Raw genomic sequence first — 25,785 nt, forward strand, 5'->3', positions numbered from 1 at the left:
TACAATAAAAAATTGAGTCATTTCAAAGAGATAATAAAAAAAATCCATTAAAAATCAATAAATTAACAAAGAATCTCTTGCGTCAGACGTCTGAGTCTGATTCATTATGCAAAATGCTAGGTTATTGATTCGCAAGGATAAATCTTAATCTTTCCTGTATATGGTATTAATGGTTTCTCTGTTGTCTATATATAGTATACAAAGTAGGATAAGTTGTTATGAAAGGTGAGCATGTAGCTGTGCTGATGGGGGGGAGCTCCTCTGAGCGGTCTGTAAGTTTGTCTTCAGGGACTGCTTGTGCTGATATTCTTGAAGAACGGGGGTATCGTGTAAGTCGCGTGGATGTGGATAGTCATATTGCTTCGGTTCTTGAGCGGTTGCAACCTGATGTTGCTTTCAATGCACTACATGGGCCATTTGGTGAAGACGGTTGTATTCAGGGTGTTCTCGAATATTTGAAAATTCCCTATACGCATTCTGGAGTGATGGCATCAGCACTGGCAATGGATAAAGGGCGCGCAAAAATTGTTGTGGCGAGTGTTGGTGTTTCTGTTGCTCCTTCTTGTATTATGAGCCGCTTTGCTGTTGGGAGAGAGCATCCCATGGAACCTCCTTATGTGATTAAGCCTCTGTGTGAAGGGTCAAGTTTTGGTGTGGTTATTGTAAAAGAAAATGAATCTGCTCCACCGCGGAATGTTGTGGGGGCTGAATGGGTTTATGCAGATGAGATAATTGTTGAAAAATATATTCCTGGTCGTGAATTTACTTGTGCTGTTTTGGGAAATGAGGCGCTGGATGTCTGTGAAATTTTTCCTGACAAGCATTTTCAATTCTACAATTATGACTCAAAATATAAATCTGGTGGCTCTCTTCACATTTGTCCTGCACAGCTTTCACCAAATATTTACCAAAATGTGCAAAGAATGTCTTTAGCAGCACATCAGGCGATAGGTTGTCGAGGTGTTAGCCGTTCTGATTTTCGTTTTAATGAGGAAACCGGAGAGTTGGTTTGGCTTGAAATTAATACGCAACCCGGTATGACACCAACGTCTCTTTTTCCTGATATTGCAAAAGCGAGTGGTCGTACTTATGGCGATATTGTTCAGTGGATGGTGGAGGACGCGTCGTGTATGCGTTGAATGTTGATAAAACAAATGTTCTTCAGGTGCTTTCAGTGCCGGTTTTCCCACGTCTTTATCGTCGCTTTCTCCGGTTTATGTTTGAGTTTGTATTTACCAGTGTTTATGTGCCTCGCCATTTCGGTTCTTTTGCGGTTTTATTTTTTTTCTTGATTACGGTGCTTTACGGGTTTTCATCAAATGGTCGTATGGGAATGATTGCGAAAACTGCAGTATCGGATATTGGTTTTGTGGTTACCGATATCGATATGAGTGGCAATAAGCGCGTGGTGCAACAGGAAATTTTGAGAATTTTAGGGCTTGATACTGCCCCATCTATATTCACTTTTGATGTTGATAGAGCGCGGTCTCTTTTGGAGCAGCAGGCTTGGATTCAATTGGCGAATGTTCAGAAGATTTATCCCAACCTTGTGCGTATTTCAGTTGTGGAGCGTGAGCCGTATGCAATTTGGCAGCATGATGGCATGATGGATATTGTCGACAGTACAGGCCGCGTCATTGTGCCCTTTCAAAGGGGGGTAGTTCAGGGTTTGCCTCTCGTGGTTGGTCAGGGTGCACAAAATGCTGCCAAAGACTTTATTCAGGCCCTTTCTAAATATCCGCAGTTATTTGATCATGTGCGCGCTTATGTTCGTGTAGGTGATCGGCGTTGGGATCTGATCTTAGATAATGGGATGCGCGTTATGTTGCCTGAAAAGGGTGTCTTTGAAAGGCTTAATTCTTTTATTGAGTCAGGTATAGTGCAAGATCTTTTTTCTCGTGATGTTTTACGTGTTGATTTACGTCTTTCTGATCGTATTACAGTTTCTTTGTCTGATGAAGCATTAGAACGTCATCGTGCTGCTGTGGTGGCAGAAAAACGTGTTTTAAACACGCGAAAGGCAGGAAATTTATGATGTTGTTCAGATCACATCATGGTGGGGGGCGCAAAACCCGTTTTTTAACGGTTCTTGATGTAGGATCTAGTAAAATTGTATGTCTTATTGCTTGTTTGCGTCCTTTGAAGCATATACACTATTTACATGGTCGTACTCACTCTATGGAAATTCTAGGCTTTGGAGTACAGCGTTCACGCGGTATCAAATCCGGTGTTGTGATGGATATGTTTGCAGCAGAGCAATCAATAAGGTTGGCTGTTGATGCTGCAGAAAAAATGGCTGGTTTGGTGGTGGATTCGGTGATTGTGAACTTTTCCTCAAGCCGATTACGAAGTGCCTTTATCAATGGCATGGTACGTTTAAATGGTCGTGAAGTAACTAAGCGTGATGTGCGTATGGCATTGGCAGATGTTTCGCACAAAGCTTTTGATGCTGAGCGCCATGTCTTGCATTCAGTTCCAGTCTCTTATGTATTAGATGGAGATAAAGGAATTTCTGATCCTATCGGCATGACAGGGGAATTATTTGGTGTAGATGTGCATGTTGTAACAGCGGAAACAGCGTCTTTACGTAATTTAGAAGCTTGCATTAATCGTGCGCATTTGAGCGTTGAAGCAATGGTTGTAACTCCCTTTGCAAGTGGTCTTGCTGTTTTGATGAATGATGAGGCGCATTTAGGAGCAGCTTGTATTGATTTTGGTGGTGGAACAACAACATTTTCAGTATTTTCTGAAGGAAAATTTGTCCATGCCGATGCGCTTGCCGTTGGGGGATATCATGTGACTCTCGATGTTGCGCGTGGATTCTCTATGTCTATTACCGAAGCAGAACGTTTAAAGGTTGTCTACGGTTCAGCACTTCTGACAAGTGCTGATGAGCGGCATATGATTAATGTGACAGAGATTGGCAACAAGCCTGGTGAAATCCAATATCCACGTGCTGTTCTAGGACGTATCATTCGTGCACGTGTTGAAGAAATATTGGAGATGGTGCGTGATTGTTTGAATCGTTCTGGTTTTGGTCACATCATTGGTAAGCGTGTTATTTTGACCGGAGGAGCAAGCCAGTTAACAGGGTTGCCAGAAATGGCCCGTACTATATTGGGAAGAAATGTTCGTATAGGGCGGCCTTTAGGCATTTCTAGGCTTCCTTCTCTTGCAAAGGGAGCGGCGTTTACATCTGCTGTTGGATTGTTAATTTATCCGCAATTGATGGGTTTTGAAGAAAAAACAGTACAGGCTGCAGTGAATCATTTATCGACGGGCACACGTGGGTATTTTCAGTGTGTTGGTCAGTGGTTGCGTGAGAGTTTTTAAGTAAGTGTCTATTGAAGTAAAGTTAATTTTCATCGCTTTGGCTTGCGATGTCTTATGAGAAGGAAAAGAAAATGACGATTAATCTGCATCGGCCAGATATCGCGGAATTGAAGCCACGCATTACCGTTTTCGGGGTTGGCGGTGGTGGCGGGAATGCCGTGAATAATATGATTAATGCTGGTCTTCAAGGAGTTGATTTTGTTGTTGCTAATACGGATGCACAGGCTTTGGCTATGTCAAAGGCTGAACGCGTTATCCAGCTTGGCGCAGCAGTGACAGAAGGTCTAGGTGCTGGGGCTTTGCCAGAAGTTGGACAAGCGGCTGCTGATGAATGTATTGATGAAATTATCGACCATCTCGCAGATTCCCATATGGTTTTCATTACTGCTGGGATGGGCGGGGGTACCGGAACAGGGGCAGCTCCTGTTGTTGCACGCGCCGCTCGTGAAAAAGGTATTTTGACTGTTGGTGTTGTGACAAAGCCATTTCAATTTGAAGGTGCTCGCCGTATGAAAACAGCAGAGGCTGGTATTGAAGAATTACAAAAATCTGTTGATACATTGATTGTTATACCCAATCAGAATCTTTTCCGTATTGCAGATGAAAAAACAACATTTGCTGATGCTTTTGCTATGGCTGACCAAGTGCTTTACTCTGGTGTTGCTTCCATTACGGACTTAATGATTAAAGAGGGGCTCATTAACCTTGATTTTGCTGATGTCCGTTCTGTTATGCACGAAATGGGCCGTGCGATGATGGGAACTGGTGAGGCATCTGGTGAAGGGCGTTCTTTGGCTGCTGCTGAAGCTGCTATTGCCAATCCGTTGTTGGATGATACTTCTATGCGTGGTGCTCGTGGTCTTTTGATTTCCATTACTGGTGGTCGTGATATGACTTTGTTTGAAGTCGATGAAGCAGCTAATCGTATTCGCGAAGAAGTTGATGCTGATGCCAATGTTATCTTTGGTGCTATTGATGATGAATCACTTGAAGGTGTTATTCGTGTTTCTGTGGTTGCAACAGGAATCGATCGTGAGGTTAATGATGTGGTTCAGCCTTCTCATCCTCAACTTCAAAGACAGGCGACTTCAGTTCGTAAAAATGATCCTGGAATGCCTCAAACTTCTTTTCATCTTCAATCACCACCCTTGCGTTCTGAGTCAATGGTAGAAGTAATAGAAGCACTTGAAATAGAAAAGGGCAAATCAATTGGAGAACAGTTCCGCCCTAAAAGTCAAATTTTTTCACAGCCTGTGGATACAGTTGCTGCACGAAATGCAAATTCTGTGTCTTATGGATCAAATGTCGTCCATGGGCAGATTTCAAATGCGACACGTCCGCAGTTTAGCCGTTGTTCTCAGCAGTCTATGGCCGCATCAGTAAGTATGGAGGCGACAGCACATATTCTTGATGAGATGATAGGGGTTAAGCAGAAAGAAAATCAAGTACAGCAAAAGGAAATGCAACAGATGCGGGCTCGTTCAGCACCGATGCGTATGCCTGAGTTAAAGGATTTTCCCTCTGTTGCCCATGGTCAAAGTGAGAGGTCATCTACTGCTGACCAAGGACCTCGCAATCTTTGGCAGCGTTTAAAACAGAGCTTGACACATCGTGAGGAAGCTGAGCCACAAGCTCACTTGGAGCCTGCTGTGAGATCTTCTCAGCAGCAAAACGTGCATGTTTATAATAAAAATTCTCAGGCATTTCCCCAAGATGCTTCTGTTTATGTTCCACGTCGTTCTGGTGAGTTGCATCCCCATGTAGCACAAGATCAACGTACTTTTATAAGTGAAGAAGATCAGTTGGAAATACCAGCATTTTTGCGTCGTCAGGTAAATTAATTGGTAAAAAATTCGAACGAAAGGCAATACGTTTCTTCTTTCATATGATCAATAAAAGTTTTGTACGATAAAATATGCTATGCTTTGGGGATGAAATGCTCTGTTTTTTATAAACCCGCTTATTACTAAGCGGGTTTACTATTTGCTATTGATATGGTTTTTATGGTTTTATAAAGATTTTAAAAAGATGTAAAAACTACTCAATGAAGTAACAGGATGAAACTAGCGCAGAAATATCAATCCACTCTTAAAAAAGCAGTGACATTTAAGGGCTATGGTGTTCACAGTGGATGTTTATCTGTGGTGAAGGTTTGTCCAGCCGACGTTGGATGTGGTATTGTTTTTAAGCGTTTTGGAATGGATGGAACAGAGCAAATATTTCAAGCGCATGCATCACAAACTGGAGCAACTGAATTATCAACAGGGCTTGGATATGGAGATGTAAGAATTGAAACGATTGAGCACTTGATGGCTGCAATCGTCGCTTATAATTTGGATAATCTTGTTATTGAAGTCTCGAGTCATGAGATCCCGATTTTGGACGGTTCTTCATGGCAGTATTGTCAAGGTTTTGAAGAAGTTGGCATTGTACAGCAAAATGCGTTACGTTCCTATTTTATTATAAAAAAGCCCCTGCGGGTTGAAGGTACCGGTGGCGTGGCAGAGTTTTTACCATTGGAAGGGCGTTGTTTTGATATAACGATCTCTTTTCCTTCTTCTGCTATTGGTAAACAACATTTAAATTTTGACCTTACCACACAAGGCTTTCGAGATGATTTGTCACGTGCCCGTACTTTTGGTTTTGTCAAAGACGTGGAAAAATTATGGGTTTCTGGAAAGGGGATAGGCGCTTCTTTGGAAAATTGTCTTATTATCGGACTTAATGACAAAATCATGAATCCAGAGGGTCCATATTGGAAGAATGAATGTGTTCGGCACAAAATGCTTGATGCAATTGGTGATACTGCTTTGCTTGGAGCTCCTTTTATCGGACTATTTCGTTCGTATTGTAGTGGGCATAGAATTAATTCGCAATTGGTGAAAGCTGTTTTGGCAGATGAATCGTGTTATGAAAAAAGTCATTTGTAAGGAGAGTAAAAGAAAAATGGAAAAGGCTTTTTTGCAGTCTGTTCGATTTTTAAGGGGATGATTGACCTAAGCTACTAAATTGGTTAGTGGCTTTTAAAGCGATATGGTATAAAAATTCTTAAGAAATAATTTTTGTTACAAGATAACATTCTCTGGAGTCCGGAAGAACTATGACAAAATCTCACGTATATATTGAAAATATAGTATATAAGAAATCTGACGTTGTACGTAAGCTCTTGGGTGTGGTGCTTTTGGGGAGCACCTGTGTGTTAGGGGGATGCTTATTTAAAGAAAAAAATACCCTTGATCCATCTGCATATGTTTTAAAAATGGATCCACCAGATGTTCTCTATAATCAGGCACTTGCTAATCTTGATAGTGGGCGACTTGGGGAGGCATCGAAAAAGTTTCTTACGATTGAAAAGCAATATGCTTACACTGAATGGGGACGTAAATCTTTAGTGATGGGTGCTTTTACAAATTACCAACTCGCCAAATATGATGAAGCAATTAGCATGGCTCAGCGCTACATTACTCTTTATCCAGGGTCAGATGATTCGGCTTATGCTTATTACATTATTGGTCTTTCTTCTTTCTGTCGGATTCCTGATGTTACACGTGATCAACGCGATACCAAACGTGCTATTGCTGCTATGCAGCTTCTTGTGGAGCGCTATCCGAATTCTGAGTATGTCAAGGATGCTAAAGCTAAAATACGTATTGGGCGGGAGCAGTTAGCTGGTAAAGAGATGCAGGTTGGCCGTTATTATGAGGAAGGTCAGCGCTATCTTGCTGCAAGTAGAAGATTTCGTAAAGTGGTTGAAGAGTACTCCGATACAAATCAAATTGAAGAAGCGCTTTTCCGCTTGACGGAGGTTAATCTTGCTCTTGGCTTAACCACGGAAGCGCAGACCGCAGCAGCTATTTTAGGACGTAATTATCCCAAAAGTGAGTGGTATAAATTTTCTTACAATTTGCTAAAGAGAAATAGTATATCTCCACAGGAGCATAAATCTTCGTGGATATCACGTGCTTTGAATGGTGATAAGAATAAGGTACGTTAATTCTCTATGCTGATACAGCTTTCGATTCATAATATTGTTTTGATCGAAACGCTCGATATTCATTTTACATCGGGTTTATCGGTTTTAACTGGGGAAACGGGCGCTGGAAAATCTATTTTGCTTGATGCTTTATCACTGGCTCTTGGTGGACGTGGTGATGCTTCACTTGTGCGCCATGGTGCAACACAAGGGCAAGTGACAGCTGTTTTTGATGTGCCTGTTTCACATCCTGCGCGCCAGCTTATTCGTGAGAATGGTTTTGATGATGAAGGCGATATTATCTTACGGCGTGTGCAATCAAGTGATGGTCGTAGCCGTGTCTTTATCAATGATCAGGTGGCTAGTGTTGCGTTGATGCGTAATGTTGGCCATATGTTGGTTGAAATTCATGGACAGCATGATGATCGCGCGCTTGTTGATGTTGCTACGCATCGCCAGTTATTAGACACCTTTGGTGGGCTTGAGGATGAAACAGAAAATTTGCGTCAGTGTTATCGGATATGGCGTGAATTTGAAGAATGTTTGCAACAACAACGTCTCAAAGTAGAAAATTCTGTGCGTGAAACTGATTATCTTCGTGCGTGTGTAGAAGAACTTGAAAGGCTTGATTTTCAAGTTGGTGAAGAAGATGCTCTTTCCCTTCGTCGTGCAGATATGCTTAAATTAGAAAAAATAGCAATGGATATTAAGGAGGCTGATGATCTTTTAAGTGGTCCAAAATCCCCAATACCAGTTCTTTCTCATTTGGTGAGGCGTTTGGAGCGGAAAATTCCTGAAGCGCAAGCGATGATTGAGCCTGTGGTGAAATCCATTGATGATGCATTGCATGCCCTTGCAACAGCACAAGAAGGTATTGAAACTGCAATGCAGACATTAGATTTTGAACCTGGTGAATTGGAACAGATAGAAGAGCGCCTTTTTGCGCTTCGGGATTTTGCACGTAAATATCACGTTTCTGCGGATGAATTAACACAGTTACGTGATAAAATGGATGCTGAACTTACTGCTTTTGAGGAAGCTCAGAGCACATTGATACGATTCGAAGAAGAGGAGAGGGAGGCACAAAAAAATTACGATACATTAGCGAAAGCACTCTCAATAAAACGTCGAGAAGTAGCAAATCATTTGTCTGAAAGTGTTATGGCTGAGTTACCAGCATTAAAGTTGGAAAAGGCCAAATTTATCGTTGAAATGCAAAGTGATGCTGAAAGACGGAGTGCCGAAGGGATAGACCGTGTTGAATATTGGGTTCAGACCAATCCTGGAACCCGCGCGGGGCCAATGCTCAGTGTGGCTTCTGGGGGTGAGCTGTCTCGTTTTTTATTGGCATTAAAAGTTGTCTTATCCGATCGTGGTTCCGTTCCTACGCTGATCTTTGATGAAATTGATACAGGCGTTGGTGGAGCTGTTGCTGCTGCGATTGGACAACGGTTACAGCATTTATCAGAAAATGTTCAGGTTTTTGCTATTACGCATGCGCCGCAGGTAGCATCTAAAGCGCATAGTCATTTTCTTATTTCAAAGGTTGAAAGTGATGACAAAGGGCGCTTTATTACGGGTATCCATAAAATGGAAGAGCATGAGCGTGCAGAGGAGATTGCACGCATGTTAGCAGGAGAACGGATTACTGAAGAAGCGCGTGCAGCTGCTCAAAAGCTTCTCGCGTAGACATAATTGATAAATGATAAAATATTGCTTAATCAATTATATCAGCGGCGAGCATGTGTTCATTTGGATTCTGTTCATAACAAAGAGTTGAAATTCTTATGGCCATAGACCATAATTTGAAATAGATTTTTATGAACAAGGATGAAATTAAAAACTTAACTGCTCTTGAAGCAGAAAGTGAGCTAGAGTGGTTGGCAAAAGAGATTGCACGTCATGATGTACTTTATAATCGTGATGACCAACCTGAAATTTCTGATGCAGAGTATGATGCTCTTCGCCGGCGTAATGCAGAAATTGAAGCTCTCTTTCCCGGGCTTATTCGTTCAGATTCTCCCTCACATAAAATTGGAGCGCCGGTTTCTGAAAAATTTGAAAAATCTGTTCATGCCCAGGCAATGCTTTCACTTGATAATGCATTTAGCTCTGAAGATATCTGTGAATTTATTGTACGTATTCGTCGTTTTCTACGGCTTCCAGCAACACAAATATTGGAAATGGCAGCTGAGCCGAAGATCGATGGTTTATCTTTGTCTTTGCGTTATGAAAAAGGAAGGCTTGTATGTGCTGCAACGCGTGGTGATGGATATATAGGTGAAAATGTCACTGCGAATGCACGAACAATTTCTGATATTCCAAAAGTTTTGCGAGGTGAATTTCCTGATATTATTGAGGTTCGCGGTGAAGTTTATATGCGACGGGAGAATTTCCAAGCCCTTAATATGAGCCAACAAGAAAAGGGCAAATTCGTTTTTGCTAATCCTAGAAATGCAGCAGCTGGTTCTTTACGTCAGCTTGATCCACGGATAACTGCCAGCAGAAAGCTTCATTTTTTTGCTTATGCATGTGGTGAAGTGAGTGAAACATTTGCAGCAAGCCAAATGGAGATGATGAAAAAGCTAAAAGAATATGGCTTTGTTATCAATCCATTAACAAAATCTTTTAAGACACTAGAAGAGATTATTTCATATTATCATGATATTGAAGAATGCCGTCATTCCTTAAGTTATGATATTGATGGAATTGTTTATAAAGTTAATGATTTGAAGCTACAGATGCGTTTGGGGTTTGTTTCTCGTTCACCACGTTGGGCAGTTGCACATAAATTTCCAGCAGAAAAAGCTATAGCGCTTTTGGAAGGCATTGATATTCAAGTCGGTCGCACGGGAGCATTAACGCCTGTTGCACGCCTTGCACCTATTACTATAGGTGGTGTGGTGGTTACCAATGCAAGTTTGCATAATGAGGATTATATTAAGGGAATTGGTCATAAAGGTGAGTCCATTCGTGAAGGGCGTGATATTCGCGTAGGGGATACAGTAATTGTTCAGCGCGCTGGTGATGTGATTCCTCAAATTGTTGATATTATTGCTGAAAAGCGTCCAAAGGGCGCCTCTGCTTTTGTTTTTCCTCATCTGTGTCCTGCTTGTGGGAGTCATGCTGTGCGTGAAGTGGGAGAATCTGTGCGTCGATGCACTGGTGGGCTTATTTGTCCAGCACAAGCGATTGAGCGTATTCGTCATTTTGTTTCGCGCAATGCCTTTGATATTGAAGGACTTGGTAAAAAACAAGTGGAATTCTTTTTTCATATTCAAGATGAGGCGCTTTGTATTCATACACCCGCTGATATTTTTACTTTACAACGTCGCCAAGAAAAAGCTCTGGTACGTCTGGAAAATATGGAAGGTTTTGGTACTGTTTCAGTTCGTAAACTTTATAATGCCATTAATATGCGTCGAAAAGTTCCTTTAAGCCGTTTTTTATTTGCATTGGGAATTCGCCATATTGGGGAAGTTAATGCACGGCGTCTTGCACATGCTTACCAGAATTATACAGCGTTTGAGACTGTAGCGATGGCAGCTACCATGCCATATGATAAGGTCGGTGAAGAAGGCAATGAAGCTTGGTTGGAACTTATTAATATCGAAGGGATTGGACCACAGGTAGGTGAAGCAATTATTGATTTTTATCAAGAAGCGCATAACCGAGAAGTTTTGGCTGCTTTGCTTCGAGAAGTAACACCTCTTGATGAAGAAAATGTCATAACAACTTCTTCGCCAATAGCAGGAAAGACTATCGTTTTTACAGGCACTTTGGCGCGTATGTCACGCGATGAAGCAAAAGCGCTAGCTGAACGGTTAGGTGCAAAGACTTCTGGTTCTCTTTCTAAAAAAACCGATCTTCTTGTTGCAGGATCTGCAGTGGGATCAAAATTGGCTAAAGCACAAGGGTTAGGTGTTGAGGTTATCGATGAAGAGGCTTGGTTGCAATTGATTGAGGGATCTTATATTTAGGAGGGCTTTTCAAGAATATGCGTATGATCATATATACAAGACATTGATTTATAAAGATTTTTTATCGTTTCTCTTTGAACTGGATTCTCGGATCAGTAATATTCTTTCATTCTAGATTCTCTTATTTAGAAATAAGAACGACTTTTGGGCACATCACAAGAAGGACTGACGTATGGATGAACGGATATTCATGTAAGAGCAGGTGGCAACATTGAAAGCTGGTAAATATACTATGGTGCTGTGGTGTTAGGTTATAAGTGTAAAGTGTGGTGATGCTCAATGAATCTTCCTTTATAATCTTCACGATCATCGTTTTCACTTGAGGTATATTTTGCCTTTGTGTTACAGAAAAATATTGATAATTTTTTTTCTTTCTTTTGGTTATTTATGATCTTATTTAGTTTTTTAGAGAGTTCCATTTTCTGGATATTGTAAGTGCACTTTTATTCGTATAAGCAATATTTTCTATATTCTCTGATGGCAAGTTTACATCTTTTTGAAAAAGAAAAGAGCGATGTTTTATAGAAATTGTAAGCTGATTCATTTAAAGGGGCATTGTCGCTTTTTTTGCCCATTTTTTGTCGTCTTCATTTAAGTAAGATGCATTAATGTGATAAACGTGAGCATGATAATCATTAAGCCATTGTCGCTCTTGTGGTGTCAAAAGCTCTGGGAGAATTAACCGGCAATCAATAGGACAATTGGTGAGTGTTTCAAACGAAAGCATTTCTATATCCCCACCGTTAATTTTTTGTGCTGGCTTTACAATCATTAAATTTTCAATACGAATGCCAAAAGCTCCTTCGCGGTAATACCCAGGTTCATTAGAAAGAATCATTCCTGGGATCAGTTCTTGGCTGCCATTACGCGAAAGATTTTGTGGTCCTTCATGAACAGATAGGTAAGACCCAACGCCATGACCCGTGCCATGGGCGTAATCAAAACCAGCTTTCCACAAGGCAATACGTGCTAGGACATCAATATCTTGTCCGCGAGTGCCTTGTGGAAATCGTGCGGTTGAAAGAGCAATCATGCCTTTGAGAACAAGAGTAAAACAGCGTTTTTCCTCTGTTCCAACATCTCCAATTGCCACTGTGCGCGTAACATCTGTTGTACCATCACGATATTGTCCACCTGAATCAATGAGATAAAGTTCACCAGCATTCAGTTGTTTATTTGTTTGGGTCGTTACACGATAATGGACAATTGCACCATTTGCACCTGCTGCTGAGATTGTATCAAAAGACAGATCTTCAAGTTTTTCTCCCATTTCTTTTGCTGTCATTATGCGAAATTCTTCTAATTTTTGAGCAGCAGAAATTTCATTCGTTGTACCTGGTGTTTGTTTATCTAACCAAGAAAAAAAACGGATAAGTGCTACGCCATCACGCAGATGTGCTTTGCGTGCGCCGCTTAATTCTATGTTATTCTTAACAGCACGTGGTAGGGCAGCGGGGTCAGTAAGCGTAATGAAAGAGCCCCTTTTTTCTTTAATAGCAATGTGTAATTTTTCGCATGTGATCCGTGGATCTAAGGCAAAAATCATTCCTTTTTGAACATAATCTTTGATTGTTAGAATCAGTTGTTCTGGTTCATATAATTTTGCATAATGTTCTAGATATCGTTTCTGTTCTTCACCAATTTTTTTTCTGTCAATGAATAAGACTGGTGTTTCTTTGAGTGGAATGAGAGCAAAACAAAGAGCAAAAGGTGTGTTGGAAACATCATTACCACGTATATTGAATATCCATGCAATAGAGGAGGGATCTGTAAAAATAAAAGCATCTGCATTAGCTTTTTGGATATCTTGGCGGATTAAGATCAGTTTTTCATCGCTATTGCACCCTGCATATTTGAGAGGGTGAATTGATAAGGCAGATTGCGGAGGTTGTGGTTGATTATGCCAGATAAGATCAATGGGATTTTTTTGGATTGCTACAAGTTTGCCATTTGCTTTCATTTCTAAAGCTTTTCTCAATGCAGTTGTAGCGGCAATGGTGTGGAGCCATGGATCAAAACCAATAGAAAGTTTTTGCCCATTTTTTTCAAGCCATTGCGAAGGAGGATACGTCATGAGATCTTCATACTCAAAAATAAGAGGATCAGTTTGTTGGCGAACTTGGAGCTTATAACGCCCATCTGTGAAGATGATAGCTTTGTTTTTTAAAATAAGTGCGATACCAGATGATCCAGTAAAGCCAGTGAGCCAGCTAAGACGTTGAGCATGGAGGGGGACATATTCTCCTTGATGTTCATCCGCACGTGGTACAAGAAAACCATCTAGCCCAAGGCGATCAAGTTCTTTACGAAGAGAGTAAATACGTTCTGCAGCATAAGCTGGATTTGTTATAGCTTCAAAGGATTGATACATAACAACGCCCTTTTCTTTTATTTCAGATGTATAGTAACCCATCCCTGACGGTGATATGTTTCAATATGTTTTAGTCCCTGTTTTATATAAGTCTCCAAAACATGAGCATGTTGTTCTTCAAGAATTCCAGATAAGATGAGTGAGCCACCTTTTTGAAGTGCCTGTACCATTTCTTGCATAAGTTCAATGAGAGGATTGGCAAGAATATTGGCAACAATGAGATCAAAGGGCGCGCGTGATATAATTTCATCATGGTTAAAACTTTTTGCTGTAACAGCTGTGATATATTTTTTTACGCCATTGAGCTCGATATTGTGTTGGGCAATTCGAATAGCAATTGGGTCAATATCGGACGCAAGTACAGAAATAGGTTTGAGCATTGCGATGCCAATGGCTAATATCCCGCTCCCAGTACCAAGATCCAGGGCATTTTGTGGATTTTCATTTTGCATCACTTTGGCAATCATCTCTAAACAACCAACTGTTGTTCCATGATGTCCTGTACCGAAAGCTTGATTTGCTTCAATTTCAATAGGCAAGACATCAGGTGGGATATCGTTTCGGTGATGGTTTCCATAAAGAAAAAAAGGACCAGCATATACTGGCTTTAGTTCTTCAAGACTTTTCTGCACCCAATCAATATCGGGTAAAATTTCACTGTTAATTTTATCAGGATCTATAGAAATGATACTTGCAAAACGTTTTAAAGCATTCGCTTGGCTTTTTTTGTCTACATAAAGTGAAAGCTCATATATGGCATTTTTTTCATCTATCTCTGCAAGAGCGAGAGGATATCCTTCTTCATCAAAGGCTGTTTCCATAAGAGCATACAACTGTTCTGCTTCGTTTTTGGAAGCAGTCCAATATATACGAATTTGCTGCGACATGCTGCTCTTTCTTTTAAATCAACTTTTGAATTTAATTTGAGATAAGTTTTTTAAACCGTTCAATGGCGATATTATCTTTTAATTCATCGTTGTTTTCTTCAATTTTATAAGGAATAACGCCAGCTAACTTTCCACCTTTTTTTAATAAAAAAATTGCTGCTGTATGATTATAAGTATAGCTTCCATCTGCTCCAGGTACTTTTTCAGCAACGATGTTGAAAGAATCTACCATTTTATGAACTTTTTCAGGATCTCCACTGATCCCAATAATTTTATTTGTAAAATTACTAAGATATTCATGAAGTACTTCTGGTGTGTCACGTTCAGGATCAACAGTAACAAACCATACTCCTAACTTATCCGCATTTGGGCCAAGTTCTGTAAGCCATCGATCAAGATTAGTCAATGTAGTAGGGCAGCTCTCAGGGCACATAGTGAAACCAAAGAAAACTATTGAAGGTTTGCTCCGAATATCAACCTCTGTGATAGTTTTTCCATTAGAATCAATGAGTGTAAAATTATCACCTAAGGGTTTATTTTTAAATGCATCATAAATAAAAATGCTTGCAAGAAATATGATTGTTATTCCTAAGATACGTATGACATTCTTCATAGTTTGACTCTCTTAAAATATTGGGGAATTGTAGCATTGGCGGGTTAGTTTTGCAATCTCTGTTGCATGGTTAATTTTGTTTGCTTGACCAATCTGTTTTCTCATTACAAAGACAATTGATGAAAGATGAACAAATACTGAAAAGCCTCTTTGATTCTATGTGCGTGAGCCTCATTCAATATGATGGTATCAGTTGCAGAATTATAAATGGAGGAGCTCTGTGGGCATTTAGCGGGTGGTGTTGCGTGATTTAATCTTGGGGGTGTTCTTATTTTGAGCATAAAATAGGGGGCTATTTATAGCGATATTGGCAGTTTTCGTTTTATTGCATTTCATGTAAGTGGAATGTTCTAGGGCATCCTAATGGGTATTTCCGCTATATAGCGTTAGATAGTTCCTTTCGCAAAAAGTATTGGGTAAGCCGTGTTATCGTTGGGTATGATGTATGACATAGTACAGTGATGCCGGGGGTGACAGTTTGACAAAGCACTATTATTGGTGCCAATGTTGTTATCAGAAAAGATGTTACACCTTACCGATCGTTGTGGATGTTTCTGTAAAGTGCTTACAGATACGTTGTTCAGATGAATGAAAACATTCTGGATATGGCTTGGTAGAATTGGCTATTGAATAAGATTTATATTTTGTTGTCTGATATACAAAATCTGCTAATCGGGATTTTTATATTCGTAAATGCAAATAGTGTTCAAAAGAAAATAAAAAATGATTTTTTGTTTGAAAAGCTGGTTTCATTATTTCTGTGCTAAGCTTTGCTTACAAAATTGTCGAGTACTTGCTTTTCTCCAGCTTTTTCAAACACAATGGTTAATTTATGACCATCGACTGCTGAGATATAGCCATAACCGAATTTGATGTGGAAAATACGATCATTGATTGAAAAATCTGAGGGTGTCTGAAAGACCGATTGGGCAATTTTTCCTTCAATGTTTTTTTGTGCACGCTCCCATCCTGGTGTTGAATAATCACTATAAAAGGGAGTGTGATGTTTAAAATGCGATTTCCCATAACCACCATAAGATGTTTCCATTTCTACGACTTCTATATGTTCTTTTGGTAATTCATCAAGAAAACGAGAAGGAAGCGTAGATTGCCAAAGTCCATGAATTCTTCGATTGGATACAAACCATATATGCAGATATTTTTTTGCTCTTGTCAGCCCTACATAAGCTAGTCGTCGTTCTTCTTCTAATCCTGAACGGCCATTTTCATCCAAGGAGCGTTGATGGGGAAAGAGTCCTTCTTCCCAACCAGGAAGAAAAACTGTTTCAAATTCAAGCCCTTTGGCTGAATGCAGAGTCATGATGTTAACCGCATCGGTATTTTCATTGTTTTCAGCATCCATAATCAGTGCAACATGTTCTAAAAAGCTATGAAGGCTTTCAAATTGTTCCATAGAGCGGATCATTTCTTTGAGATTTTCTAGTCGCGTTGGTGCTTCTGGTGAGCGATCTTCTTGCCACATAGTTGTGTAGCCGGAATCATCTAGGACTATTTCTGCAAGCTCTCTATGGGGTGTGTATTGCAGCATATTTTGCCAGCGGTGAAAATTTTCGACAATGCTTCGCAAAGCAGTACGTGCTTTGGGTTTTAACTCATCCGTTTTAATTATTTCAGCAGCAGCAGTAAAGAGAGGAATATCTCGTGCCCGTGCACTCTCATAAAGGGTGCGTAAAGTTGCATCTCCTAAGCCACGTTTAGGTGTGTTGATAATGCGTTCAAAAGCCAAATCATCAGCTGGTTGGACTACAACGCGTAAATAAGCTAAGGCATCACGTATTTCCATTCGTTCATAAAAACGTGGTCCACCAATGACGCGGTAATTGAGACCAAGTGTTACAAACCAATCTTCAAATTCACGCATCTGAAATGATGCACGCACCAATATAGCTATATGGTTTAATGAATGACCAGCTTGTTGCGCTTGTTCAATTTCTTCTCCGATGGCGCGCGCTTCTTTTTGCGAATCCCATGCTGCGTGAATTTTTACTTTTTCTTCTTCAATATTTATTTGATCAGAAAAAAGTACTTTTCCAAGCCTTCCTTGGTTATGAGAAATCAGATGAGAAGCGGTTTTAAGAATATGGGATGTTGAGCGATAATTGCGTTCTAGACGAATAATTTTTGCAGGAGGGAAATCTTTCTCAAAACGTAATATGTTATCGACTTTCGCGCCACGCCATCCATAAATAGATTGGTCATCATCACCAACACAGCAAAGGTTCACATGTTGTCCTTTGGGTTGTTGCGCCAAAAGGCGAAGCCAAAGATATTGCGCTGTATTTGTATCTTGATATTCATCTACGAGAATATAGCGGAATTTGGAATGATAATCGTGAAGAATATCTGGGTTGTTTTGAAAGATAGAGATACAATGAAGCAAAAGGTCGCCGAAATCACAAGCATTGAGACTTTTTAATCGATTTTGATAGCTGCAGTAAAGTTTACGGCCCATGCCGTTACCGAAGGAATAGGCATCACTTTCTGAAATACGTTCTGGAGAAAGTCCTTGGTTTTTCCAAGAATCAATCATCATTGCAAAACACCGTGCTGGCCAACGCTTATCATCTAATCCTTCAGCTTGAATAAGCTGTTTTAAAAGACGAATAACATCATCGTTATCAAGAATTGTAAAATTGGTTTTTAAGTCAACAAGTTCTGCGTGACGGCGCAAAATCTTTGCACCAGTGGAATGAAAAGTTCCAAGCCAAGGCATGCCTTCAACAATTTCACCAATAAGTTCACCAATACGCATTTTCATTTCGAGCGCTGCTTTGTTGGTGAAGGTTACAGCGAGTATTTGCTTAGGGGAAGCAAGCCCAGAGCGTAAAATATGAGAAATGCGAGTAGTGAGAACACGTGTTTTTCCAGTACCAGCACCCGCAAGAACTAAAAGAGGCCCTTCTGTATTTATGACGGCTTGTCGTTGTTCTGGGTTAAGTGTTTCTAAATAATTAGTGTCACATCGTGTTTTTTCTTTTGTACTTACAGCATGGGCGGTTAACCCAGGGTTATTTTCATGCTTATGGGGGGGGGATTCATCTTCGAAAAATGGTATGTGATCAAAAAAGTTATTCATTGTACCTTTTGTGTAGTCTTTTTTTGATTTGAGCGCTAGATCTAAAAAAACTTTTCTCAAGGAAGCCACAACACCTTCGGTTGAATGAGGAGACAGAGATCGCAAAAAAGAAAAGATAAAACGAATACTAAAGATGGTGAGAGAGAATACTCTGGAGTGCATAAACGCGTAATGAAGAGGAAAGATTCACTTGCTGCGGTTCTTTTTGCAATATCAGTGATAATAAAGGCTAAAGATTGTCCTTTTTTGTATGCTATGGCTTTTAGAATGTCTAAAAATGGTTGTTCTAAAGATACGCTTGTTGCATGTCCATCAATTCGAGCAGATATTTTTCGCGAAGTCACTTTTTTGACTAATTGATAGAATTATTTTCATGCATTTTTCTATTCTTATTCGTCGCATCTTAAACGATTTTGATCAAGAAATTTTTGAGCTTTTGAAGATTCTTCTTTTTGAAAAAGTTTTTCAGCTTTTGTCCGTCCAAAACGATAACGATTCCTCTCTGCATGAATGGCTTTGTCTGCAAGCTTTTTTTGTTTTCGAAATTGGCGAAGATTAATCAATGTAGTCATGAGAAAATTTAGTTATTTTTTTCGAAAAGAATCTAAGGAAACAACATCGGCGCTTTGCTTGGAATCATTGTTTGATGATTCTTTATTTGCTTTAGAATTTTGTTCTTTTGTGAATATATTTGCTTTTTTTTGTTTGTCTGATAGCATGACAGATGCAGGCGTAGTATTTTCTAAATTCTCATCCTTTCCAGAAGTGGGATTTGAAGGCAAGTCAAATGCTGCTTCAAATGCTGCTACAGGATCATAAAATACCTGGATAGCATTAAAAGGAATTACCAATTTTTCGGCGATTTCTTTAAAAGAAAGCGTTACTTCGAAAGCAATTTCCGACACACTTAAATCTCTAAATTGATGTTGTAGTACGATTGTCATCTGTTCTGGATATCGGCTTTTAAGCCGGGTAGAAATTTTTATTCCCGGTGCATTTGTCAAAAAAGTAATAAAAAAATGGTGATTTCCTGGAAGTCCTGCTTTGGCAACTTCTAATAAAACCTTACGGATAACTCCACGTAGCGCATCCTGAACGAGAATATCGTAACGGATTTGATCTTGGACCATCAAAGTTTATTCCTTTTATTTTATACAGCAGCTGAGCATAAATGATATCGTGCAATGCAATGTTTCTTTAAGCTAGAAATATTTTATTTACAATGCATTTCATTAATCGAGAAAAACACGAAATTTATGACAAATAGTGTCTGAAAAATCAATTAATAATACGTACAAAGTGAAGGCTTCTGTTGCCAGGTGCCTTCGAACCCCGCTTAAATCTGCGACGATTTAAGGCTTAGTTTGAAACATTCACACTACATTAAGCAGCGAGACGTGCTTCCGCATAGTTGTCATTTGCAACTACTCATTTAGTCCGATAACGGTGGTACTATGCCGAGTAAAAGAGCAATCTTTACACTCTTGTCGATCCTATTTCGCCCCCACCAAAATATAACAAAAATTATATTTTGGTGGAGGCGCCGGGTACCGCCCCCGGGTCCAATGAGTTTATTTCATTGTCCATTTATTACCATAGCTGGTAAGCCAGCTCTTTAAATATAGATGAAGAACAGTCTTTGGAAAAGGGGGGTTGTTAATATTTTAAATTCTCTAATTATTTATGAAGCTATATGATGCGGTTTTAAAGTACAGCCGCTAATTCTTGGAGAGGAGATGGCGCAGAATGACAAATGATCTAGAAGATATTAAATTATATGACCCAAATCCCGATGAAGCTGCAATAGAACGGCTTAGCCATCGTTTAGCTTTGGTGATGAAAAAGCAGGATGCATCGCTCGTTGCTACATCGGATCCAAAAGAGTTAGAACGTGTTGAAAAATGGGTTCAAGATGTATTGGGTGCTGATGAGAGCAGTACTAAAAAAGCTGTTGCAAAAGTTGCAGAGATGATGTCTGGAGATCGCAGAAAAAGTCGGATGACTTTTTATTATTTGGTAGCAAAACAATTAAATACACTTCATAAGATTTAAACGCTATTAAAACTGAATTTTGATGCAATAATGATAAAAAAGCCCAAGTAATTGGGCTTTTTCGTTTCATGGAGTGAAATTAAAGGGGTTTATCGTCTTGGATATCCTCCTTATTCATATCCGGTACAAAGAGCAGTGTAATGAGTGCAATAATTATCACGTCTGTTATGTAAAAATAAAAGATAAGTTCATGTCCAATTTTTTTTAATTTAAGGGCTATGTATTCAGCAGGAGCACCAAATAATTCATTGCCAATGGCATGAGTGAGACTAACTCCCAGTGTGCATACTGAAGAAGGAAACATTGCTGATTTTACAACACCAGAGATCGATGTATACATGTTCATAATACAGAGCAAAGCATTGCAAGAATAACCAATAAGGCAACTCATGCACTATACGGGTTGCCGATTATACTAAGCCCAGGAAATGTAAAGATAACAGAGAGTATATTCCAAATGATGAGTAAAGTTTTTGTTCCAGTTTTATCGGCTATGATACCAGCTATGGGCTAGAGAAGTATGAAAACAAAGAGTGCAGCGGTTATTATCGTTAGGGCGGTATGTTTATCAAAGCTGGTGTTTGTGATCAGATATTTCTGCATACAAGTAAGTGGTACAGGTGTAAAATGTGAGAGATCCTCTCGATGCAGAACAAGCAATTACCAAGAAGGCTTTTGTGTGTTTGGTGGGAAGTTCCTTAAGTCTCCCCAATTTGTTGTTTAGAACGGCTTTCTTTTGTGATTGTTTCATGGAACGAACGATGCATGTAAATCACAACCACTGTTCTGAATTCACCAATCGCAAAAGGAATACGCTAACCCCGTGCTTTTAACTGATTTTCAGTGAGGTAAAGTGCTAAATAAAGATAATAAAACTGAACAGAAGTTGGTCCGTAATAAGTTTGGCAGATTGGAAGAAGCAAAGAGCCCACGATGATTTTTAAGGTCAACTTCGTTCATGTCAGTTTCTTCTGTACCATTTTCACCGCTCGTTGAAGGTCTTTGCACCAGATTTGGGCTAAAAAAGCAGAAAGATTTCTGTTATTATTCCAATAGTTTCATAGGTATGAAGTACGGCAATGAGGAAAGTGTCATCACACATCATATAGATAGAAATGAGCATGGAGTGTTTGCGTCCATAAAGATTAGCAATGAAAACAAATAGTTATGCTCCAATAGGGGCGTATAAAAAAGCCAATAAAAAAGACAATAGAAGACTTTAAAAGTTCTGTAACAACAGCTCCATCGAAAGGAAAGAATTGTGATGCGAAATAAATCAATACAAAGGAGTCAAATAAGAATCATACTATTCTACGAGATTTCCTGATGCACTGGATATGATGGCAAAATACGTTCCCTTTGTATCATGTGGTGCTAAGGTTGTTTAAGATTTGTATTATCAAAATTCAATTGTATAATAATAATTCTTTATGAAAGCTGTTTGAAACGACTTAGTTGAGTTATATTTTTGTGCGCTTTGCAGTTTCTATTTTTGTAGTAGTAGGGCCGAAGCGGTCCTAATGTTTATAGGAAAAGGTGTGTTTTACTTTTTATTGCATGTTTAATAATGATATTGATCGCTCAAATCGAAAAGGCGTTGAGATAGGATTGGCTTGCTGATAGCAGACGCAGTTTAATTTTCATTGTTAAGCAATAAGGAAACTGTATTTGTGCTCAATTATTTATATGCTTTTGTGATTTCTTAAAATTGATACAAAGTTTATATGGTTAAAAGAATGAGCTTGTCCCATTGAAGATGAGTGGTTTAATAGTGAGGGAATTTTGTTTGGAGCTATCAATGATGTTCTTGAACAGTTTTTGAGAGATGCTCTATTGATTAAAGAGTACTCTTTTGAATATGGTTAAAATTAAAAAAAACCGTTCTTTGTTGCTTTGTAATTAATTTAGCTACACAACAAAGCATGTGTAGAAATGTGACACTTTCTAATTTATGTAATTTCTGTTGTTGTATAAAATGACTTTATTGGTCGCGTTTGTGCAATAGACTATGACATTTATAGACAAGTTTACAATATTTTAAAGTAGTGATTTATGTTGAATGCATTATTGTAAAACGAAAATTCGCGTTTTTTGGGTGCATGTTACTCTGAATACATATTAGGTGTTATGATAATTGGCAATTGTGCATTTACAGCTGAAAGCGCTGTTACTTTTATTCTTTCTTGAGTTTGCAATTTTGCAAAAAAGGAAGGTTTTCAAAATGGGATAGGTAGGATTTTTTTTAAGGAATAGGCAGTTTTTAACAAAAGCTGATTCTTGATAAAACTTCTTTGTGAAAGGTAACAGTTTTTCTTCAATTTTGGTAAAAAAGAATGGATGTTTGATTTTTTGATCTTAAGTGTGTTGAATTCATTGGAAAAAACAAATGACACTTTGTGATAATCTGAAGTTATTTACTTTTTAGAGCTGAATATTGGAGGGGGAATATTGTTTCTTTATGATACTCGACGGTGGGATATAAAAGGTTGTAAACACCCAATTTCATTTTTATATGACATGCACAAAAAAGCTCAGAATACTGAGCTTTTTTGTTTAACATAAAAAAATTAATAAATATCATCCCCTTGCAGGTATCCCTTTTTTCGAGCATTTGGCATAAGAAGAATTGCAATGAATGCAATGACCATCATACCAACTATGTAAAAATGGAAGACAGATTCATACCCGATTTTTTTAAATTCGAGTGCTACAGTTTCAGCAGAACCACCAAATAATGCATTTGCGATAGCATAAGAGAGCCCAACTCCCATTGCGCGTATTGAAGCAGGAAACATTTCTGCTTTTACGATACCAGAGACGGACGTATAAAAACTCATAATACAGAGCATTCCAATAACGATTAATAGTGCACTCCAGGTATTAGAAGTGTTACCAATTAGTCTAAGACCAGGAATTGTAAAAAGGATGGATAAGACACTCCAAATAAGCAATGAAGCTTTTGGTCCAATTCTATCGGCCAGAGAACCAAATAGGGGTTGAAGTAACATAAAAACAAAGAGTGCAGCAGTCATTATCGTTGTTGCAGTGTGTTTATCAAATCCGGACGTCGTGATCAGATATTTTTGCATATAAGTAGTGTATGTGTAAAATGTGAGGGATCCTCCAGCTGTAAAGCCAATAACCAGAAAAAAGGCTTTTTTGTGATTTCGCAGCAATCCTATAAGACTCCCTGCTTGTTGTTGGGAACGGCTTTCTTTTGTGGTTGTTTCATGAAGCGAACGACGGAGGTAAATTGCAACAATTGCTCCTAGTCCACCAATCGCAAAAGGAATACGCCAGCCCCATGCTTTTAACTGATCTTCAGTGAGGTAAAGTGCTAGAATAAACATAACCAGACTGGCAAGAAGTTGACCACCAATGAGTGTGGCATATTGGAAAGAGCTAAAGAAAGCACGATGATTTTTGAGAGCAATTTCACTCATATAAGTTGCTGTTGTGCCATATTCACCGCCGACTGAGAGCCCTTGAACCATACGGAGTAAAATGAGCAGAACTGCTGCTGTTGCTCCAATAGTTTCATAGGTGGGAAGAAGGGCAATGAGGAACGAACCACCGCACATCATAAAAACAGAAATAAGTAAAGAGCGTTTACGTCCATAACGATCGGCAATAAATCCAAACAGCCAGCCGCCAATAGGGCGCATAAGAAAGCCAATAAAAAAGACAACGGAAGACTTTAAAAGTTCGGTAACAACATCTCCATCGGAGGGAAAAAACTGTGATGCAAAATAGATGGATGTAAAAGAGTAAACATAAAAATCATACCATTCTACCAGATTACCTGATGCACTAGATATGATAGAGAGAACACGTTTCTTTGTATCATATGGTGCTAAAACTGCTTCCTTCTCCATAAGAATATCCCTTTTATTATGTGCCTATTTTCCTTAAATTTTTTACTTCATTTGAGGCTATTTAAAGCATTTTGTCTTTTGCGTCACCAAAATTTAATTGTATCATAACGATTTTTTGTGCAAGATGTTTTCGGGAAGAGATTTGCATTGTATTTTATCTTTTGCAATTTTTATTTTCTATAATCAGTAGAATCGGCCATAATGCTTTTATGAAAACCTACCTCGATCTTTTATCTCATGTTTTAAATAAGGGCATTGATCGTACAGACCGAACCGGTGTTGGGACGCGATCGGTTTTTGGCTATCAGATGCGGTTTGATTTACAGATCGGATTTCCATTGTTAACAACGAAGAAATTGCATTTACGCTCGATCATTTATGAACTTTTGTGGTTTCTTAGAGGTGATACAAATGTCGCATGGTTAAAAGAACATGGTGTATCAATTTGGGATGAGTGGGCTGATGAAAAAGGCAATCTTGGTCCTATTTATGGTTATCAATGGCGTTCTTGGCCAGCTTCTGATGGACGCTATATTGATCAAATCAGTCGTCTTTTAACGATGATTAAAAAAGTACCTGATTCTCGTCGCTTGATTGTCTCTGCGTGGAATCCTGCATTGATAGAAGAAATGGCTTTGCCACCTTGTCATTGCTTTTTTCAATTTTATGTTGCCGACGATAAGTTGTCTTGCCAGCTTTATCAGCGTTCGGCGGATATTTTTTTAGGTGTTCCGTTCAATATTGCTTCTTATGCGTTGTTAACGATGATGATTGCGCAAGTGAGTGGCCTTAAAGCCGGTGATTTCATTCATACTCTCGGCGATGCCCATCTTTATTCTAATCATTTTGAACAGGCTCGATACCAATTATCTCGTACACCAAATGCTTTGCCATCGATGCTTATAAATCCATCGGTAACAGATCTTTTTTCGTTTAAATTCGAGGATTTTGAATTGCTTAATTATGAAGCGCAACCACATATAAAGGCACCGGTAGCAGTATGACTTTTCCAGTTTGTTTAATTGCAGCTGTTGCAGAAAATGGCGTTATCGGTTGTGAAGGTGCAATGCCTTGGCATTTATCGACAGATTTGCAACGTTTTAAGGCTTTGACTTTCGGTAAGCCTATCATTATGGGGAGAAAAACTTGGGATTCTCTTGGACGTGCTTTACCGGGGCGTACAAATATTGTCATTACGCGCAATTATGCATTTATGGCTGAAGGCGCTGTTATTGCTCACTCTTTGTCTGAGGCTTGTTTTATCGCAAAAAGAGTGGCTTCTCAAAATGGTGCAGATGCAGTTTTTATTATTGGTGGTGGTGAAATTTTTCAACAAGGATTCAATATTGCTGATAAAATATTCCTGACAGAAGTCTTAGCTTCAATTGAAGGTGACAGCTTTTTTCCTGTTTTTGATAGAGAGATGTGGACTATTGTGCAAACACAATATATTCCAGAAGGGGATAAAGACAGCCATAGGACACGTTTTGTTGTTTATGAGCGAAATAATAATCATTTGTAATTCAGTGGAAAGAGTCTGTCAGTTGCATTGTAATGAGATAAGAAGCACCCTATAAGATCAAGTGTATAATTTGGTATTTGAG

At 39.1% G+C, this 25,785-nt stretch carries 18 protein-coding genes, 1 other RNA gene and 2 pseudogenes; 11 read left to right on the top strand and 10 right to left on the bottom strand.

Annotated elements, in window-relative coordinates:
• Nucleotides 1-218 precede the first annotated feature (218 nt).
• From MF1_RS01900 to ligA, 8 genes are all read left to right on the top strand, one after another.
• On the top strand, nt 219-1,139 hold the full coding sequence (locus MF1_RS01900) for a D-alanine--D-alanine ligase (protein ID WP_161510339.1): 921 nt from the start codon (nt 219-221) through the stop codon (nt 1,137-1,139).
• Nucleotides 1,127-2,035 carry a cell division protein FtsQ/DivIB gene (locus tag MF1_RS01905; protein WP_161510340.1) on the top strand — a complete coding sequence of 303 codons (909 nt, stop codon included), beginning with the start codon at nt 1,127-1,129 and terminating at the stop codon, nt 2,033-2,035. Before MF1_RS01900 ends, MF1_RS01905 begins: the two co-directional genes overlap by 13 nt.
• Nucleotides 2,032-3,333 carry a cell division protein FtsA gene (gene ftsA, locus MF1_RS01910; RefSeq protein ID WP_014924273.1) on the top strand — a complete coding sequence of 434 codons (1,302 nt, stop codon included), beginning with the start codon at nt 2,032-2,034 and terminating at the stop codon, nt 3,331-3,333. The genes MF1_RS01905 and ftsA overlap by 4 nt, the downstream gene beginning before the upstream one ends.
• A gap of 71 nt (nt 3,334-3,404) precedes the next feature.
• Entirely contained in the window at nt 3,405-5,174 is a 1,770-nt protein-coding gene (gene ftsZ / locus MF1_RS01915; protein ID WP_161510341.1) for a cell division protein FtsZ, read from the top strand.
• Between the two features lie 216 nt (nt 5,175-5,390).
• Nucleotides 5,391-6,263 (top strand): UDP-3-O-acyl-N-acetylglucosamine deacetylase, encoded by an 873-nt coding sequence (gene lpxC / locus MF1_RS01920; RefSeq protein ID WP_161510342.1) that lies wholly within the window; start codon nt 5,391-5,393, stop codon nt 6,261-6,263.
• A gap of 170 nt (nt 6,264-6,433) precedes the next feature.
• The gene (locus MF1_RS01925; RefSeq protein ID WP_161510343.1) at nt 6,434-7,327 is read left to right on the top strand and encodes an outer membrane protein assembly factor BamD; all 894 of its coding nucleotides are present in this window, start codon (nt 6,434-6,436) and stop codon (nt 7,325-7,327) included.
• A 6-nt stretch (nt 7,328-7,333) separates the two neighbouring features.
• Nucleotides 7,334-8,995 (top strand): DNA repair protein RecN, encoded by a 1,662-nt coding sequence (gene recN, locus MF1_RS01930; RefSeq protein ID WP_161510344.1) that lies wholly within the window; start codon nt 7,334-7,336, stop codon nt 8,993-8,995.
• Nucleotides 8,996-9,126: 131 nt separating this feature from the next.
• The gene (gene ligA / locus MF1_RS01935) at nt 9,127-11,286 is read left to right on the top strand and encodes an NAD-dependent DNA ligase LigA (protein ID WP_161510345.1); all 2,160 of its coding nucleotides are present in this window, start codon (nt 9,127-9,129) and stop codon (nt 11,284-11,286) included.
• Nucleotides 11,287-11,830: 544 nt separating this feature from the next.
• On the opposite strand, the gene MF1_RS01940 is transcribed toward ligA, so the two are convergent.
• The 8 genes and pseudogenes from MF1_RS01940 to ssrA form a co-directional block, all read right to left on the bottom strand.
• Complete coding sequence (locus MF1_RS01940) at nt 11,831-13,657, bottom strand: aminopeptidase P family protein (RefSeq protein WP_014924267.1); 1,827 nt, start codon at nt 13,655-13,657, stop codon at nt 11,831-11,833.
• A 17-nt stretch (nt 13,658-13,674) separates the two neighbouring features.
• A complete protein-coding gene (locus tag MF1_RS01945; protein WP_014924266.1) occupies nt 13,675-14,544 on the bottom strand; it encodes a 50S ribosomal protein L11 methyltransferase in 870 nt (289 codons plus the stop codon).
• A gap of 31 nt (nt 14,545-14,575) precedes the next feature.
• Complete coding sequence (locus MF1_RS01950; RefSeq protein ID WP_161510346.1) at nt 14,576-15,157, bottom strand: SCO family protein; 582 nt, start codon at nt 15,155-15,157, stop codon at nt 14,576-14,578.
• A 763-nt stretch (nt 15,158-15,920) separates the two neighbouring features.
• Complete coding sequence (locus tag MF1_RS01955) at nt 15,921-18,254, bottom strand: ATP-dependent helicase (RefSeq protein WP_161510347.1); 2,334 nt, start codon at nt 18,252-18,254, stop codon at nt 15,921-15,923.
• Between the two features lie 127 nt (nt 18,255-18,381).
• A pseudogene (locus tag MF1_RS01960) lies at nt 18,382-18,633 on the bottom strand (ribbon-helix-helix domain-containing protein).
• A gap of 10 nt (nt 18,634-18,643) precedes the next feature.
• Nucleotides 18,644-18,826: a DUF4169 family protein gene (locus tag MF1_RS01965; protein WP_151244747.1), complete on the bottom strand. Its 183-nt coding sequence runs from the start codon at nt 18,824-18,826 to the stop codon at nt 18,644-18,646.
• A 12-nt stretch (nt 18,827-18,838) separates the two neighbouring features.
• On the bottom strand, nt 18,839-19,384 hold the full coding sequence (locus MF1_RS01970; RefSeq protein ID WP_161510753.1) for an SspB family protein: 546 nt from the start codon (nt 19,382-19,384) through the stop codon (nt 18,839-18,841).
• Between the two features lie 168 nt (nt 19,385-19,552).
• Nucleotides 19,553-19,905, bottom strand: a transfer-messenger RNA (tmRNA) gene (ssrA, locus tag MF1_RS01975).
• A gap of 95 nt (nt 19,906-20,000) precedes the next feature.
• On the opposite strand from ssrA, the gene MF1_RS01980 reads away from it, so the two are divergent.
• Nucleotides 20,001-20,306, top strand: a complete 306-nt coding sequence (locus MF1_RS01980) for a DUF2853 family protein (RefSeq protein WP_161510348.1) — start codon at nt 20,001-20,003, stop codon at nt 20,304-20,306.
• Between the two features lie 79 nt (nt 20,307-20,385).
• On the opposite strand, the pseudogene MF1_RS01985 reads toward MF1_RS01980, so the two are convergent.
• Both MF1_RS01985 and MF1_RS01990 read right to left on the bottom strand, forming a co-directional pair.
• Nucleotides 20,386-21,648, bottom strand: a pseudogene (locus MF1_RS01985) (alpha-ketoglutarate permease).
• 1,225 nt (nt 21,649-22,873) lie between these two features.
• A complete protein-coding gene (locus tag MF1_RS01990; protein WP_161510349.1) occupies nt 22,874-24,181 on the bottom strand; it encodes an MFS family transporter in 1,308 nt (435 codons plus the stop codon).
• A 209-nt stretch (nt 24,182-24,390) separates the two neighbouring features.
• Here MF1_RS01990 and MF1_RS01995 point away from each other — a divergent pair, with 209 nt between their 5' ends.
• Both MF1_RS01995 and MF1_RS02000 read left to right on the top strand, forming a co-directional pair.
• The gene (locus tag MF1_RS01995; RefSeq protein ID WP_014924260.1) at nt 24,391-25,185 is read left to right on the top strand and encodes a thymidylate synthase; all 795 of its coding nucleotides are present in this window, start codon (nt 24,391-24,393) and stop codon (nt 25,183-25,185) included.
• The gene (locus tag MF1_RS02000) at nt 25,182-25,703 is read left to right on the top strand and encodes a dihydrofolate reductase (RefSeq protein WP_161510350.1); all 522 of its coding nucleotides are present in this window, start codon (nt 25,182-25,184) and stop codon (nt 25,701-25,703) included. The genes MF1_RS01995 and MF1_RS02000 overlap by 4 nt, the downstream gene beginning before the upstream one ends.
• The last annotated feature ends 82 nt before the right edge of the window (nt 25,704-25,785 follow it).

This window comes from Bartonella quintana (assembly GCF_009936175.1).
Taxonomy (GTDB): Bacteria; Pseudomonadota; Alphaproteobacteria; order Rhizobiales; family Rhizobiaceae; genus Bartonella; species Bartonella quintana.

Coding starts and splice junctions, on each gene's coding strand:
- MF1_RS01970 (WP_161510753.1), bottom strand. CDS start 19,384: ATGGTCCAAGATCAAATCCGTTACGATATTCTCGTTCAGGATGCGCTA.
- MF1_RS01900 (WP_161510339.1), top strand. CDS start 219: ATGAAAGGTGAGCATGTAGCTGTGCTGATGGGGGGGAGCTCCTCTGAG.
- recN (WP_161510344.1), top strand. CDS start 7,334: ATGCTGATACAGCTTTCGATTCATAATATTGTTTTGATCGAAACGCTC.
- MF1_RS01990 (WP_161510349.1), bottom strand. CDS start 24,181: ATGGAGAAGGAAGCAGTTTTAGCACCATATGATACAAAGAAACGTGTT.
- MF1_RS01965 (WP_151244747.1), bottom strand. CDS start 18,826: ATGACTACATTGATTAATCTTCGCCAATTTCGAAAACAAAAAAAGCTT.
- lpxC (WP_161510342.1), top strand. CDS start 5,391: ATGAAACTAGCGCAGAAATATCAATCCACTCTTAAAAAAGCAGTGACA.
- MF1_RS01925 (WP_161510343.1), top strand. CDS start 6,434: ATGACAAAATCTCACGTATATATTGAAAATATAGTATATAAGAAATCT.
- ftsA (WP_014924273.1), top strand. CDS start 2,032: ATGATGTTGTTCAGATCACATCATGGTGGGGGGCGCAAAACCCGTTTT.
- MF1_RS01980 (WP_161510348.1), top strand. CDS start 20,001: ATGACAAATGATCTAGAAGATATTAAATTATATGACCCAAATCCCGAT.
- MF1_RS02000 (WP_161510350.1), top strand. CDS start 25,182: ATGACTTTTCCAGTTTGTTTAATTGCAGCTGTTGCAGAAAATGGCGTT.
- MF1_RS01940 (WP_014924267.1), bottom strand. CDS start 13,657: ATGTATCAATCCTTTGAAGCTATAACAAATCCAGCTTATGCTGCAGAA.
- MF1_RS01995 (WP_014924260.1), top strand. CDS start 24,391: ATGAAAACCTACCTCGATCTTTTATCTCATGTTTTAAATAAGGGCATT.
- ftsZ (WP_161510341.1), top strand. CDS start 3,405: ATGACGATTAATCTGCATCGGCCAGATATCGCGGAATTGAAGCCACGC.
- MF1_RS01955 (WP_161510347.1), bottom strand. CDS start 18,254: ATGAATAACTTTTTTGATCACATACCATTTTTCGAAGATGAATCCCCC.
- MF1_RS01945 (WP_014924266.1), bottom strand. CDS start 14,544: ATGTCGCAGCAAATTCGTATATATTGGACTGCTTCCAAAAACGAAGCA.
- MF1_RS01950 (WP_161510346.1), bottom strand. CDS start 15,157: ATGAAGAATGTCATACGTATCTTAGGAATAACAATCATATTTCTTGCA.
- ligA (WP_161510345.1), top strand. CDS start 9,127: ATGAACAAGGATGAAATTAAAAACTTAACTGCTCTTGAAGCAGAAAGT.